Origin of the sequence: Xanthomonas sp. 3058, from assembly GCF_014199765.1 — a bacterium.
Lineage (GTDB): Bacteria > Pseudomonadota > Gammaproteobacteria > Xanthomonadales > Xanthomonadaceae > Xanthomonas > Xanthomonas campestris_B.
Genome location: NZ_JACHOF010000013.1, coordinates 36,008 through 49,594, shown reverse-complemented (window position 1 = coordinate 49,594; position 13,587 = coordinate 36,008). Strand labels below are relative to the sequence as shown.

General features: G+C 62.1%; 11 protein-coding genes. 2 read left to right on the top strand and 9 right to left on the bottom strand.

The features are described from left to right. Positions 1-34: 34 nt before the first annotated feature. Positions 35-400 carry an NHLP-related RiPP peptide gene (locus GGR61_RS15185; RefSeq protein ID WP_184622403.1) on the bottom strand — a complete coding sequence of 122 codons (366 nt, stop codon included), beginning with the start codon at positions 398-400 and terminating at the stop codon, positions 35-37. 417 nt (positions 401-817) lie between these two features. On the opposite strand from GGR61_RS15185, the gene GGR61_RS15180 reads away from it, so the two are divergent. Next, complete coding sequence (locus GGR61_RS15180) at positions 818-1,984, top strand: putative peptide maturation dehydrogenase (protein ID WP_260288017.1); 1,167 nt, start codon at positions 818-820, stop codon at positions 1,982-1,984. Between the two features lie 255 nt (positions 1,985-2,239). On the opposite strand, the gene GGR61_RS15175 is transcribed toward GGR61_RS15180, so the two are convergent. The 4 genes from GGR61_RS15175 to GGR61_RS15160 form a co-directional block, all read right to left on the bottom strand. Then, on the bottom strand, positions 2,240-4,324 hold the full coding sequence (locus GGR61_RS15175) for a S9 family peptidase (protein WP_184622401.1): 2,085 nt from the start codon (positions 4,322-4,324) through the stop codon (positions 2,240-2,242). Between the two features lie 102 nt (positions 4,325-4,426). Continuing rightward, entirely contained in the window at positions 4,427-6,454 is a 2,028-nt protein-coding gene (locus GGR61_RS15170; RefSeq protein ID WP_184622399.1) for an acetyl/propionyl/methylcrotonyl-CoA carboxylase subunit alpha, read from the bottom strand. Positions 6,455-6,705: 251 nt separating this feature from the next. After that, positions 6,706-8,316 carry a carboxyl transferase domain-containing protein gene (locus tag GGR61_RS15165; protein WP_184409448.1) on the bottom strand — a complete coding sequence of 537 codons (1,611 nt, stop codon included), beginning with the start codon at positions 8,314-8,316 and terminating at the stop codon, positions 6,706-6,708. 10 nt (positions 8,317-8,326) lie between these two features. After that, positions 8,327-9,490: an isovaleryl-CoA dehydrogenase gene (locus GGR61_RS15160; RefSeq protein ID WP_184409449.1), complete on the bottom strand. Its 1,164-nt coding sequence runs from the start codon at positions 9,488-9,490 to the stop codon at positions 8,327-8,329. A 128-nt stretch (positions 9,491-9,618) separates the two neighbouring features. On the opposite strand from GGR61_RS15160, the gene GGR61_RS15155 reads away from it, so the two are divergent. After that, a complete protein-coding gene (locus GGR61_RS15155; protein WP_184622397.1) occupies positions 9,619-10,239 on the top strand; it encodes a TetR/AcrR family transcriptional regulator in 621 nt (206 codons plus the stop codon). A gap of 419 nt (positions 10,240-10,658) precedes the next feature. On the opposite strand, the gene GGR61_RS15150 is transcribed toward GGR61_RS15155, so the two are convergent. The 4 genes from GGR61_RS15150 to GGR61_RS15135 are packed head-to-tail and all read right to left on the bottom strand — an operon-like array spanning position 10,659 to position 13,585. Then, positions 10,659-10,994, bottom strand: a complete 336-nt coding sequence (locus GGR61_RS15150) for a DUF3325 domain-containing protein (RefSeq protein ID WP_184409451.1) — start codon at positions 10,992-10,994, stop codon at positions 10,659-10,661. Further along, complete coding sequence (locus GGR61_RS15145; RefSeq protein ID WP_184409452.1) at positions 10,991-12,607, bottom strand: PepSY-associated TM helix domain-containing protein; 1,617 nt, start codon at positions 12,605-12,607, stop codon at positions 10,991-10,993. The genes GGR61_RS15150 and GGR61_RS15145 overlap by 4 nt, the downstream gene beginning before the upstream one ends. After that, the gene (locus GGR61_RS15140) at positions 12,604-12,915 is read right to left on the bottom strand and encodes a DUF3649 domain-containing protein (protein WP_184409453.1); all 312 of its coding nucleotides are present in this window, start codon (positions 12,913-12,915) and stop codon (positions 12,604-12,606) included. The genes GGR61_RS15145 and GGR61_RS15140 overlap by 4 nt, the downstream gene beginning before the upstream one ends. Before the next feature lie 25 nt (positions 12,916-12,940). Next, positions 12,941-13,585, bottom strand: a complete 645-nt coding sequence (locus GGR61_RS15135) for a DUF4198 domain-containing protein (RefSeq protein ID WP_184409454.1) — start codon at positions 13,583-13,585, stop codon at positions 12,941-12,943. Positions 13,586-13,587: the final 2 nt, after the last annotated feature.

Genomic DNA, 13,587 nt, shown 5'->3' with positions numbered 1-13,587 from the left:
AATAAAGGCATCTAAAACACGAAAGAATATATTCTCACGATGCTTTCTGCCATTGTTGATTTCCCAATATCCCGAATGAGAAGTCAGCCTTTTTCTTGAGTTGGGGGGTGGATCCCAACGAAACATTTAGTCGAATGGGCTGCATCGCAGCCGATGATATTAGGCTCCGGTGAATCTCGTCGCGTGCTTTAGCGATGGTAGCTTTGTCAGCTAGTGCCTCAACCTTCAGATGTGGTGCAGTGAGATCAATATCTGAAGACGGGTGACCAAGCCTTAGTAATGCTATTTTTGGCGAGTTTTTGAAAAGATCACGAAAATTATCATCTGTCGCCAAGAGGTCCAGGAGCTTATCTGCAACTTCTGGACTTAGAGGGTTGACGTGGGCTGCATTTTTTTTCATCTTTATACTCCAGATTAGTTATTGAAAATAGCTGCGACTTGAAGGAGTTATGACTTATCGATTAAATATATTCAGATCTTCCGGAACATCGCGTCAAAAATAACTAATATATGGCCGGAAATTAAAAATTATTTATTGCACATTTTTAAGCTGTTGTCAAACGTTGCCTGGTGCGGCGATGATCTTGCGGCTATCAGCGCGCGTCCATCGATTTTAACCCTCTAGCCTGAGCCCTATACTGACCTGCCGGCAATTGAATTCGCATAGTGTGTGAGCCGCGCCATTGCCGGACAGGGCGAAGTGCCAAATAAGTATGGTCACTTAGTAAGGTTGAAATAATATTAGCGCGTTATTCTCGGCTTCTATGGTAAATTTAATTTATTAATATTTATCAAAAATAAACTTTGGCGGTGAATTATGACTATGATGGTAAGACGTTGTTTTGTTGTTTATCTGGAGTCAAGAGAATTTGTGGAAATTGACTTCGCAGATCTATGCATGGGGGGCGCGGGTACTTTGCGGACTCCGGGCTGGGTTGCGCTTGCGCCACATTTGGGTGTGGAATGTCGCATTACTGAGGATGAAGTTCTTCTCCTTGGACGATTTAGCCCAAACCACTGGCATGAAATCGACATGGTCGATGAGATGGCAGGAATAACATCGCTATTGTCAAAGGGGCTATTGATAGAAGCGGAAGCAGATCTGGATCAGGTTCATCAGCGCGATAATGCTCAGCGAGAAAGTCAGTGGCACCCATTGGCTGCAACTTATCATGCGTTCACCCGCTGGGATAATGTTGATTCTGCCCAGGCAACAAAGGACGCAGGGGCTGAGACTGCTGATGAATTAACGGAGAATTTTGGAGCGCCACCACCGGAGCAGCGTCTGCGTGGATTTTCAGAGAAAATCCCATTGCCCCGTGGAACAAATGCTTATCTGGATGAAATACTGCAGCGGAGGACGACATGCAGGAACTTCGACGGCGATGCCGTGATTGGAATAGACGTTTTTGCAAGAGTCATGGAGCGTACATTTGCTGCAAATGCCGTCTTGAGAGTTGGGGAAGATGTCGCATTTCTTAAGCGCTCAAGTCCTTCTGGTGGTGGCTTGCACCCTTTAGATGCTTACCTATTAATAAGAAACGTATCGGGCCTGATTGACGGAATTTATCACTATCTCCCTGTCAATCACGCTTTGGAGAGATTGCAATTAGATAATGGCGATATAAATCGTATTGCGCTACAAATTTTGGCTGGACAGGACTGGTTCGCTAATGCGCAAGTAATAGTTGCGTTATGTCCGCGTTATCTCCGCAATTTTTGGAAATATCGCACGCATGCGAAGGCTTACCGCGCCCTTGCCTTGGAGGCTGGTCATTTCTCGCAAACTCTTTACTTGGCCGCGACAGATGCAGGTCTGGGGGCTTTCGTAACTTGTGCGATTAATGAAATTCAATTAGAAAATTTATTCAGTTTAGAGCCAGTTATGGAAGGTGTGCTGGCGGTCTGTGGATTCGGCGTGCGTGGTGAACTGATGCGAACAATGGAGCTTGATCCTAATAACGAGATTTGGTCTCGTTGCTAGAAAACTGATATTTTATTTATTTATTGTTATGAAATTAATATCGCTATAAATTCGAGAGTGCGTTAATGTGCCGTATTATATAGGCCGAAATTTTAGATTTTTAAGGAAGTGACGTTTCCGAAGGTTGTAGTTATAGTCAGGCCCCCAAGCAAATTTTTGCAGCGTGACCCTTAGGTGCACATATATTGCATCTAAGGGTCCTGCTATAAGGGTGCTCGCTTACCTGAGGCAATCAAGCAACTTTTGCAGTTGCCGCTAGCGCCGAATCGCCTGCGTATGCGTCTTCAACGCATCGCTCAGGCCTTTCACCTTGTCCGCGCCTTCCGGTACGGTGATGCTGGAGCCGGCCAGGTCCTCGCCGATCGGTTGCACGCGGCCGCCCAGGCATTGGCCGAGGAAACTTTCGGTCACGGCGTTGAAGGCTTTGTTGTTTTCCGGGCGCTTGAAGCCGTGGCCTTCGTCGGGGAACAGGACGTAGGTCACCGGGATGTTCTTGGCCTTCATCGCGTTGACGATCTGGTCGCTCTCGGCCTGTTTGACGCGCGGATCGTTGGCGCCCTGGCCGATCAGCAGCGGCTTGCTGATCTTGTCGACATGGGTGAGCGGTGAACGTTCGGTCAGCCACTGCTTGCCGGCGGCGGTGGCCGGGTCGCCCATGCGCTTGGTCAACTGTTTGTAGAAGCTGGCCCAGTACGGCGGCACGGTGCCGAGCAAGGTATTGAGGTTGGCCGGGCCGACGATGTCCACGCCGCACTTGAATGCGTCCGGGGTGAAGGTCAGGCCTGCCAGCGTGGCGTAGCCGCCGTAGCTGCCGCCCATGATCGCGACGTCGTCGGGCTTGGTCACGCCCTGCTTGACCGCCCACTGCATCGCATCGAGCAGGTCGTCGTGCATCTTGGCGCCCCACTCGCCATTGCCGGCATTGGTGAACGCCTTGCCGAAGCCGGTGGAGCCGCGGAAGTTGACCGACAACACCGCATAGCCGCGATTGGCCAGCCATTGCTCGTACGGTCCGTAGCCATAGCTGTCGCGCGCCCACGGGCCGCCATGTACGAACATCACCAACGGTACCGGCTTGTCGGCCTTGCCGTCATGGTTGGTATCTGCCTCGGCGGGCAGGGTGAGATAGCTGACCAGCTTGAGGCCGTCGCGTGCGGCGAGCTCCTGCGGCCACATCGGGACCAGCGGCTTGCCATCCAGCGCCGGGCGGGCAGAGAACAGTTTGGTCAGCTTGCCACCGTCGGCGCGATCGTAGCGGTAGTAGGTCAGCGGTGTTTCTGCTGCCGAATAGGCAACGATCCAGATGCGGTCGTCGAGCGTGCGTGCGGTAACGTTGGCATCGCCGGCGCCAAGTGATTTGAGTTTCTGCAGATCGGCGGCAATGCCGTTGTCCAGCGCCTTCCATTCCTCGCGCAGGTAGTCGGTGGACACCGCTTGCACCACGCCGGTCTTGGGGTCGTTCAAGGTGGCGCCGACATCGGCGCGCGCGTTTTCGAACAGCAGCGTACGCGCGTTGCTGGCGGTGTCGATGGCATACAGCGCGGCGGTGTCGCGGTTGCGCGAATCCTGCATGTAGAGCGTCTTGCCGTCGTCGGTCAGCCCGTCTGGCGAGGTGTTGCTGACATCTTCGAATGGAATGCGGTCCACGCTCTTCCAGCGATTGCCATCGGGCACCAGCAGCTCTATGCCGGCATCGTCGGTGGCACGGGTGGCGTAGCGCAGCTGGTAGTTGCCATCGAGCAGATAGGAATCCAGGCTTTCGGTGTTTTTATGCACCAGGCTGCGCTTTCCCGTGGCCAGGTCCACCCGATACAGGTCATGCCATTTGGCGTCGCGGTCGTTCATGCCGACCATGATCGCGTCGGGGTGTTGCGCGCTGACCCCAGCCACCTCGGCGTTGGTCTTCGTGAAAGGTGTGAGGTCCTTGCTGCTGCCATCGGTCAGATTGACCGCATACAGATGGAAGTCTTCATCGCCGCCGTTGTCGCGCAGATACAGCAGCGTATTGGGTTGATGGGTCCAGAAATAACTGCGGATGCCGCGTGCGGTGTCCTTGGTGATCGCGCGGGCCTGATCCGGTGCGTCCACCGATGCGACCCACACATTGAGTACGCCATCCAGCGGTGCCACCCAGCTGAGGTACTTGCCGTCAGGGCTGATGCTCACGTTCGACCGCTCGGGATTGCCGAACAACGCATCGCGTGTGATGAGCTCGGGCGGCGCCGCTGGTGCTGGCGTAGCAGATGCGGGCGTTGCGGCCGTGTCGGTGGCGGGTGCGGTGTTGTCGCTGCAGGCAGACAGCGCCAGCAGCATGCTGGACACAAGAAGCAGGCGTTGCATGGAAGGCTCCGGGCGGGATCGCGGCCACTCCGGCCGCTGTCTCCACGCTAGAGGCAATGCCGGTGCGTGCGTACGTGCCGATGGTCACGCTGCCCTGCGACACTACGCAGGCGCGGCCACGAATTCCACCAACGCAGCACCGTCGGAGACCAGATCGCCTTCCGCGACCAGGTAGGCCTGCACCGTGCCATCGCCGGGCGCGTGCAGGGTGTGTTCCATCTTCATCGCTTCGAGCACCACCAAGGCTTGCCCACGCACCACCGGCTGCCCCACCGGGGCCACCAGCGCCACGATGCGGCCAGGCATGGGAGCGAGCAGGCCGCCGGTGTCGTGTGCGGGTTGATCGGCTTCGATCAGCGCATCGTGGTGATGGAACACGGCGCGCTGCATGGCACCGATCAAGGTCAGTGCGTTGGCATCACGCAATGCGTGCGCACGCCATTGGCGGCCATCCATTTCCACCCGCAATGCCGTGTCGTGGCGCTGATAGCGCAATACGTGCGTGTCGCCTGCAATGCTTACCTGCCAGCCATCGGCATGCGGGCGGACAGCGAGTTGGCGACGCTCACCAGCCGCCTCCAGGATGACGCTGTGCGCGGCATGCGCGCCGACGCGCCACCCGTCTGCCTGTTGCCACGGCGAGAACGGGTCGGCCGGATCGGCAACCGCCGTCGGCCGCGATTCGGCAACCAGCACCGCAGCAAGACACCACCAGCGGTTGCCGGGCACGGCAGCCTCCGGAAACAGCGCCGCATGTTCGCGTTCGATCAATGCGGTATCCAGATCGGCAGTTGCAAATGCGTGCGTGCCGATCAGGCGCGCAAGGAATGCGCTATTGGTGGTGACGCCGGCTGCATGGAACTGAGCGAGCGCATCGCGCATGCGGGCCAGTGCCGCGGGGCGATCGACGTCCCACACGATCAGCTTGGCAATCATCGGATCGTAATACGGGCCGATGGTATCGCCTTGGTCGACGCCCGCATCGATGCGCACATGCGCGCTGGCAGCGGGAAATTGCAGCTGTCGCAGCGTACCGGTGGAGGGCAGGAATCCGCGCTCGGCATCTTCGGCATACAGGCGCGCTTCCAGCGCATGTCCATGGATGCTCAGTTCGTGTTGGCGACGCGGCAGCGGCGCACCCGCCGCAACATGCAGTTGCCATTCGACCAGGTCGGTACCGGTGATCAGTTCGGTCACCGGGTGCTCGACCTGCAGTCGGGTGTTCATTTCCATGAAATAGAAATCGCCGTCCGGGCCGGCGATGAATTCCACCGTGCCTGCGCCGACGTAGCCCACCGCACGCGCGGCATCCACGGCGGCCTTGCCCATCGCGGCGCGGCGTTGCTCGGTCATGCCGGGAGCGGGCGCTTCTTCCAGCACTTTTTGATGGCGGCGCTGCACCGAACAATCGCGTTCGAACAGATACACCACCTCGCCGTGCATATCGCCGAATACCTGTATCTCGATATGACGCGGGCGCTCGACGTACTTTTCCACCAGCACATGCGCGTTGCCGAACGCCGATTGCGCTTCGCGCTGGCAGCTGGCCAGCGCTTCTTCGAATGCGGCACTGGCGTCCACCCGACGCATGCCCTTGCCACCGCCACCGGCGCTGGCCTTGACCAGCACCGGGTAGCCGATCGCATCGGCTTGCGCGCGCAGGAAGGCAGGCGCCTGTTCGTCGCCGTGGTAACCCGGCGTCAGCGGTACACCAGCCCGTTCCATCAGCGCCTTGGCCGCACTCTTGTCGCCCATCGCGCGGATGGCCGCTGCGGGCGGGCCGATAAACACGATGCCGGCCTGCGCGCAGGCATCGGCAAACGCGGCGTTTTCCGACAGAAAACCATAGCCGGGATGGATCGCCTGCGCGCCGCTCGCGCGTGCCGCCTGCAGGATCGCGTCGCTGCGCAGATAACTTTGCTGCGCCGGTGCCGCACCGATATGGATCGCCTCATCGGCCAGGCGCACGTGTCGCGCATCGCGGTCGGCATCCGAATACACCGCCACGGTGGCGATGCCCAGCGTGCGGCAGGTTGCGATGACGCGGCATGCGATCTCGCCCCGATTGGCGATCAGGATCTTGTCGAAATATGGCAGTTTTACGGCGGCGACGGGTTCGCGCTGGGTCATGGGTGATCTCCGGGCACGTCGCCATGGTGGCGGCTGGTGCGGCGTTGAAAAAACGATTGCGTTGGCGGCAAGCCAGCGACGATGGCGCCAGGTGATACAGAAGCGGCACACGGCTTACCGCGGAGATCGATACTGCAGGTTCCCAGGGTTGTCTTCATGCAGCGCACCGTGCGGTGTGCAGCGACGCGCATGCACGGGCACACCGGCCATCGGACGATGCAGCAACGCAAGGACAGGCGCAGATCACCGCCTCACATCCGGAACACGCCGAAGCGTGTCGGCGCGATCGGCGCATTCAATGCCGCAGACAATCCCAGCCCGAGCACGCGACGGGTATCGGCCGGATCGATGATGCCGTCGTCCCAGAGCCGTGCGCTGGCGTAGTACGGATGGCCCTGCTGCTCGAACTGCGCGCGGATCGGCGCCTTGAACGCGTCCTCTTCTTCACCCGACCACGCGCCGCCCTTGGCCTCGATACCGTCGCGACGCACCGTCGCCAACACGCTGGCCGCCTGCTCGCCGCCCATCACCCCGATGCGCGCATTCGGCCACATCCACAGGAAGTTGGGCGAATACGCGCGGCCGCACATGCCGTAGTTGCCGGCACCGAACGAGCCGCCGATCACCACGGTGAACTTCGGCACCTTGGCGCAGGCCACCGCCATCACCAGCTTGGCGCCGTCCTTGGCGATGCCACCGTGTTCGTATTTGCGCCCGACCATGAAGCCGGTGATGTTCTGCAGAAAGATCAGCGGAATGCCGCGCTGCGTGCACAGCTCGATGAAGTGCGCGCCCTTGAGCGCGGACTCGGAAAACAGGATGCCATTGTTGGCGATGATGCCGACCGGGTAGCCGTGCAGATGCGCAAAGCCGGTAACCAGGGTGCTGCCGTAACGTGGCTTGAATTCGTCCAACTGCGAGTCGTCGACGATACGGGCGATCACCTCGCGCACATCGAAGGGCTTGCGCGTATCGGCGGGAATCACGCCGTACAGTTCGTCGGCGGCGTAGCGCGGCGGCAGCGGTGCCTGCAGTGCCAATGAGGCGGCCGGCTTGCGCCAATTGAGCTGCGCGATGATGGCGCGCACGCGTGCCAGGGCCTGCAGGTCGTTGTCGGCGAAGTGGTCGGCCACGCCGGAGATGCGCGTATGCACATCCGCACCGCCGAGTTCTTCGGCACTGACTTCTTCGCCGGTGGCCGCCTTGACCAGCGGCGGGCCGCCGAGAAAGATGGTGCCTTGCTCGCGCACGATCACGGTTTCATCGCTCATCGCCGGCACGTACGCGCCGCCAGCGGTGCACGAACCCATCACGCAGGCGATCTGCGGGATGCCGTTGGCCGACAGATTGGCCTGGTTGTAGAAAATGCGCCCGAAGTGATCCCGATCGGGAAACACCTCATCCTGCAGTGGCAGGAACGCGCCGCCGGAATCGACCAGATAGATGCATGGCAGACGGTTCTGCTGCGCGATTTCCTGCGCGCGCAGATGTTTCTTCACCGTCATCGGGTAATAGGTGCCGCCCTTGACGGTGGCATCGTTGGCCACGATCACGCATTCGACCCCGGACACGCGGCCAATGCCCGCAACCACACCAGCGCAGGGCACCTGATCGTCGTACAGGCCATGCGCGGCCAGCGGTGCGATCTCCAGCAACGCACTGCCCGGGTCCAGCAAGGCATCGATGCGATCACGCACCAGCAGCTTGCCGCGTGCGGTGTGTTTTGCACGCGCAGCCTCGGTGCCGCCCAACGCAGTGCGCGCCAGCGTGCTGCGCAGATCATCGACCACGCGCCGCAGTGCGGCGGCGTTGTGTTGGAAGCTCTCGCCGCTGACCTGCAGCTGGCTGGTGATCACGCTCATGTTGGCTCCGTCAGGCGGTACGGTCGAACAGCTCGCGGCCGATCAGCATGCGTCGGATCTCCGAGGTGCCTGCACCAATTTCGTACAGTTTGGCATCGCGCCACAAGCGGCCGGTGGGATAGTCGTTGATGTAGCCGTTGCCACCCAGCACCTGGATCGCCTGGCCGGTGAGCCAGGTCGCTTTTTCGGCGGCATACAGGATCGCGCCGGCCGCATCCTGGCGTGTGGTCTGCCCCGCATCGCAGGCGCGCGCCACCGCATACACGTAGGCGCGGCAGGCGTTGAGCCCGACATACATGTCGGCCAGCTTGGCCTGCATCAACTGGAAGGTGCCGATCGGCTCGCCGAACTGCTTGCGCTCGTGCACATACGGCAGCACCACATCCATCGCTGCGGCCATCAACCCGAGTGGGCCGCCGGCCAGCACCACGCGTTCGAAATCCAGCCCCGACATCAGCACGCGCACGCCACCGTTGAGCGTGCCCAGCACGTTCTCGGCCGGCACCTCGCAATCGGTGAACACCAGCTCGCAGGTGTTGGAGCCGCGCATGCCCAGCTTGTCGAGTTTCTGCGCGGTGGAGAACCCGGGCATGCCCTTTTCGACGATGAAGGCGGTGATGCCGCGCGAGCCGGCGTCCGGATCGGTCTTTGCGTACACCACCAGCACATCGGCATCGGGGCCATTGGTGATCCACATCTTGCTGCCGTTGAGCACGAAGCGGTCGCCGCGTGCGTCGGCGCGCAGCCTCATCGACACCACGTCCGAGCCCGAGCCAGCTTCGCTCATCGCCAGCGCGCCGACATGTTCGCCGCTGCACAGCTTGGGCAGGTAGCGCTGCTTCTGCTCCGGTGTGGCGTTCTTGCGCAGCTGGTTGAGGCACAGGTTGGAGTGCGCGCCGTACGACAAGCCGATCGCCCCGCCGGCCCGCGAGATCTCTTCCATCGCCACCACGTGCGCCAGGTAGCCCATGCCGCTGCCGCCGTAGTCTTCTTCCACGGTCAACCCGAGCAGGCCCTGCTCACCGAACAGGCGCCAGAGTTGCGCGGGGAAAACATTGTCCTGGTCGGCGGTGGCCGCGAGCGGGGCAATATGGTGGCTGGCGAAGGCCGCCACGCTTTCGCGCAGCAGATCGATCTCTTCGCCAAGCGCAAAATTCAACGACGGCACATGCATGAAACGACTCCACAAGGATCGGGATGTGCCGGGTGGGAGCGGGCGGACCGCGCGGCGTGTGTGGCCAGACTAACGGTCCGCAGTGAAAAAGTGAACTAAAATTCAACTATTGAACCCAGAATCACACCATGGCTTATCGACGCTCCGCCCTGATGGAAGAACGCCTGGCCGGCAACCGCGAACGCATCCTGCACGCGGCCCGCGCCCTGATCGCCGCCGGCGGCTACCGCAACGCGCCGGTGACCGCCGTCGCCGCCGCCGCTGGCGTGTCAACCGGGCAGATTTACCGACACTTCCCGTCCAAAGCCGAGCTTTTCGTGGAAGTTCTCAATGAAGCCGTGCAGCGCGAGATGACCATCCTGCGCGCCATCGCCATCACCCAGGCCAGCGCTGCCGAGCGCCTGCGCAGCGCGATCGCCACGTTCGTGCGGCGTGCCCTGGCCGGTCCCGGGTTGGCCTACGCCTTCATCGCCGAACCGGTGGAAAGCGAGGTGGATGCCGAGCGCATCCGTGGCCGACGCCTGTTCGGCGAGGTCTTTCGCCAGCTGCTGGCCGAAGGTGTGGCAGCGGGCGAGTTCCCCGAGCAGTCGCTGGATGCAGCGGCCGCCTGCATCGTCGGGGCCTTCACCGAGGCGCTGGTGGGACCGATCGCGCCCAGCCGGGGCGACCCACAACAGGGCGAGCAGTTGGTCGAAGCGATCTGCGGCTTTTGCCTGCGCGCGGTGGGCGCACGGCAGGCGGCGGGTTGACAGTGCGCCGAGCAAGGCGCCAACCCTACTGAGAGGCCGCGCTCGGCAAGGGAGGCTGTGCAAGTACATGTCTACGCACGCATTTGCCGATGTGGTGCGAGCCCATGTGAGTTGACGCGCATGGCGCTGACCTGGCGCATCATCCTGTCGTGGTTTGCCGGGCATGCCGCAGTCCGGGCAAGCAGTGCGTGCTCGCCGCCCGCCGCACGAACGACCGACGGTGTTGGGCGATCCGCTGGTGGTGACGTAGCGACCTGCGCATGCGATGCATGACGCCGCACTCGACGCGACGGCAGGCCGATGCCGAGAATGCGCCACGCCATACCAGCATCAGTGGCGCAATCGCAGCATGCAGCACTGCGACTCACGCGGTGGCTTACTCAACACGCCGCGCACTGGATCGCGCAGACATTCACCCCTCACCCCACCAGCAACTGCATCACGCCGGTCAGCACCGGTGCCGCCACCGCCGTCGGCAAAATCAAGCCGCGCCGATACGGCAGCAACCACAGCGACAGCAGGGCCGCCGCGCCGGTCAACGTGCCCAGCCATAGCACCGGGCCGATGCCCCAACCTTGTGCGTGCACCGCCAGCCCACCGCTGAGCAGCAACAACAGCCAGCCCAGCGCACGCAACTGGCGTGAGCGCGCGGCGCCCAGCACGCGGCCGCGGACCTCGTGCTGATGCTTGTCCATCGCCAGGCATAACGCGGCACATCCGGAGAAATTCAGCGCCAGCAACAGCAGCACGTTCATGCGCTTTCCTGCATCGCTGCGGTGTCCTGCGCAGGCGCGGCGGCTGTGGCGCGTGCACGTCGTGCCGACGCGGGTTGCGGTGCCTTCCAGCGCTGCAGGCGCCACGCCGCGATGCCCAGGCAGACGCCCAGGCCCAGGCAGACCAGATCGACCCCCGCCAACGCCCATTGCCCGGCCGGCAACGTCGCGCCCAGATGCACCTCGGTGGTGATCGCATTGACCACCGGCACCAACGCGAACAACGCCGCGCCCAGAGTCAGCTGCCAGCTCCACATCGCGCGACGCGGCCACACGAACGCCGCCAACAGCGCCGCGACCCAGGCAGCGAAGAACACATTGGCTTCCATCGCCGCGCGTGCCTCCAGCGTCACCGGCAGCAGCCGGTTGGCCCAGAAGAAGCTGGCGAAGGCGATCTGCAGTCCGGCCACCGTGCCGATGTTGAGCGCATCGACCAGGCGCAGACCAACGCCGATGCGCCCGGCCTTCAGATGCCTGGGCCGTTCCTTCACCGCCCACATCACCACCCCGCTGGCCACCATCAAACAGCCGAGCAAGCCCGAGCCGAAGAACAGCGCGCGCAGCCACGGCCCGGCGAAGTGGGCGATATGCAGACCCACCATCACACCGCGCGTCTGACTGGCGCCACCCGGCGGCCCGCTGCGCTGCAGGCGCTGGCCACTGACCGCATCAAACAGGATGGATGGCGCATCGGTGGACAAGGCATTGGCCAGTTGGGTCACGCCCACGGCGGCATGCGCATCGTTGGGAAGCGACACCGCCACATTGCCCACATCGCCGCCGCGCCATTGGCTACGCGCACGCGCCACGAACTGCTCCAGTGGCAGCATGTTCGCCGGTGTGCCGGCCGCTTGCCGGGTATCGGCCACGCGATTGGCCGCCTCATCGTAAAAGCGCATTTCGTTGTCGGCGTAGCGTGCCTTGATGCCCCACGGCAGGTACATGAACATCAAGGTCACGATGCCGGTGTAGGTAATCATCGCGTGGTACGGCAACGCGGTCACGGCGCTGACATTGTGGAAATCCAGCCACGACCGCAGTCCCTTGCCGGGGCGGAAGGTGAAGAAGTCCTTGAAGATCTTCTTGTGGGTGATGACGCCGCTGATGATCGCCACCAGCATGAACATCGCGCAGAAGCCGACGATGTAGCGCGCCCACAGCACCGGCAGATAATGCAGATCGAAATGCAGGCGGTAGAAAAATTCTCCGCCCAGGGTATCGCGTGCGGCGATCTCCTTGCCGGTGGCCGGGTCGATGATGGCGCTGCCGTACATCTGGCGACGACCGGCCGGTTTGCCCGCCGCCGGCGCGGGATTTTGCCAGTACATGCTCACCACCGGATTGCGCGTGTCCGGCAAGGTGATGTTCCAACTCTGCGCGTCGGCCGCATGCGTTTGCAGATAGCGCTCGGCGCTGCGTAATGCGGTTTCGCTGCTCACCGTGGTGGTGGGCAGCTCCGGACGCATCCAGCGGCTGATTTCATCGCGGTAATAACTCGCCGTGCCGCCCATGAAGATCAGCAGCAATACCCAGCCGACCAGCAGGCCGGTCCAGGTATGCAGCCACGCCATCGACTGGCGGAATCCCTGTTTCATGCCGCACTCCGTTGCAGCCATGCGGCCAGTGCGAACATCAGCGCCGCCGGCACGGCAATGCCGGCCCATGCCCGCCACACGCTGGCGGTGGCAAACGCCCACAGCGGCGCGCAGGCGCACACCACGATGCCGACCAGCATGCTGGTCAACACCGCCTCGCTGCGTGGCATCGGCAAGACCAGCGCCAGCAGCAGATTGGTGGCGCTGGCGAGCGCATAGCCGCCAAACATCGCTGCCAGCGTACGCGCAAGCACGCCCAGCCAGGGACGCCTGAACCAGGGAAGCGGGATGGACGGTGCGATGGACATCGGATCAACGACGCGCGCGGTCGACTTACTGGGCCAGGAAGGTCAGCGTGCTGATGTGGTGGATCATCGTGACCTGCTTGCCGCCAATCTCACGCTTCACCGGCTCCTTGTTGGTCATCACCATGATGTGGCGGCCGGTGCGCAGCGTGGGCAGCGTCACCTGACCCTTGGCATCGGAGGTCAGCGTCTTCTGCCACTTCTGCGGGTCGATCAGGGTGACTTCGGTCTTGGGCAGCGGCTTGTTGCGGTAGAGCACCGTCAGGGTGTTGGCGTTGGCGGCGGTCGGCACCAGTTCGAAATCCAGCTTGGCCGATGGCGTGGTGCGTCCGGCGCGCGCGTAGTAGCTCACTGTCTCGAAGGTGCCGGCTTCGCCCTTCCACGGCTCGAACACGCTGTCGTCGCTCAGCCAGGCATCGCCAGTGCCCGACAGTGGTGCAGTCAGGAACTCGCTGCCGCGCTGCAGTGCGCCGGCCTTGCCCGCCGTGCCGAACACGGTTGGCTTGACCACGCGCTTGATCTCGTCTTCGCCGTGATCGAGCGTTTCCTGCGCCGGTTCGCCGAAGAAAATGCGCACCGGGCCGCTGCCGTCGCGTTCGATCCAGATCTCGTGGGCCTGGGCAGACAGACTGAGGCTGGCCAAGGCCAGGCAGGACAGCAGGAAGGATTTCATCG

Excerpts from the sequence above, each read along its gene's own strand:
- GGR61_RS15185 (WP_184622403.1), bottom strand. The coding sequence starts at position 400 with ATGAAAAAAAATGCAGCCCACGTCAACCCTCTAAGTCCAGAAGTTGCA.
- GGR61_RS15180 (WP_260288017.1), top strand. The coding sequence starts at position 818 with ATGACTATGATGGTAAGACGTTGTTTTGTTGTTTATCTGGAGTCAAGA.
- GGR61_RS15175 (WP_184622401.1), bottom strand. The coding sequence starts at position 4,324 with ATGCAACGCCTGCTTCTTGTGTCCAGCATGCTGCTGGCGCTGTCTGCC.
- GGR61_RS15170 (WP_184622399.1), bottom strand. The coding sequence starts at position 6,454 with ATGACCCAGCGCGAACCCGTCGCCGCCGTAAAACTGCCATATTTCGAC.
- GGR61_RS15165 (WP_184409448.1), bottom strand. The coding sequence starts at position 8,316 with ATGAGCGTGATCACCAGCCAGCTGCAGGTCAGCGGCGAGAGCTTCCAA.
- GGR61_RS15160 (WP_184409449.1), bottom strand. The coding sequence starts at position 9,490 with ATGCATGTGCCGTCGTTGAATTTTGCGCTTGGCGAAGAGATCGATCTG.
- GGR61_RS15155 (WP_184622397.1), top strand. The coding sequence starts at position 9,619 with ATGGCTTATCGACGCTCCGCCCTGATGGAAGAACGCCTGGCCGGCAAC.
- GGR61_RS15150 (WP_184409451.1), bottom strand. The coding sequence starts at position 10,994 with ATGAACGTGCTGCTGTTGCTGGCGCTGAATTTCTCCGGATGTGCCGCG.
- GGR61_RS15145 (WP_184409452.1), bottom strand. The coding sequence starts at position 12,607 with ATGAAACAGGGATTCCGCCAGTCGATGGCGTGGCTGCATACCTGGACC.
- GGR61_RS15140 (WP_184409453.1), bottom strand. The coding sequence starts at position 12,915 with ATGTCCATCGCACCGTCCATCCCGCTTCCCTGGTTCAGGCGTCCCTGG.
- GGR61_RS15135 (WP_184409454.1), bottom strand. The coding sequence starts at position 13,585 with ATGAAATCCTTCCTGCTGTCCTGCCTGGCCTTGGCCAGCCTCAGTCTG.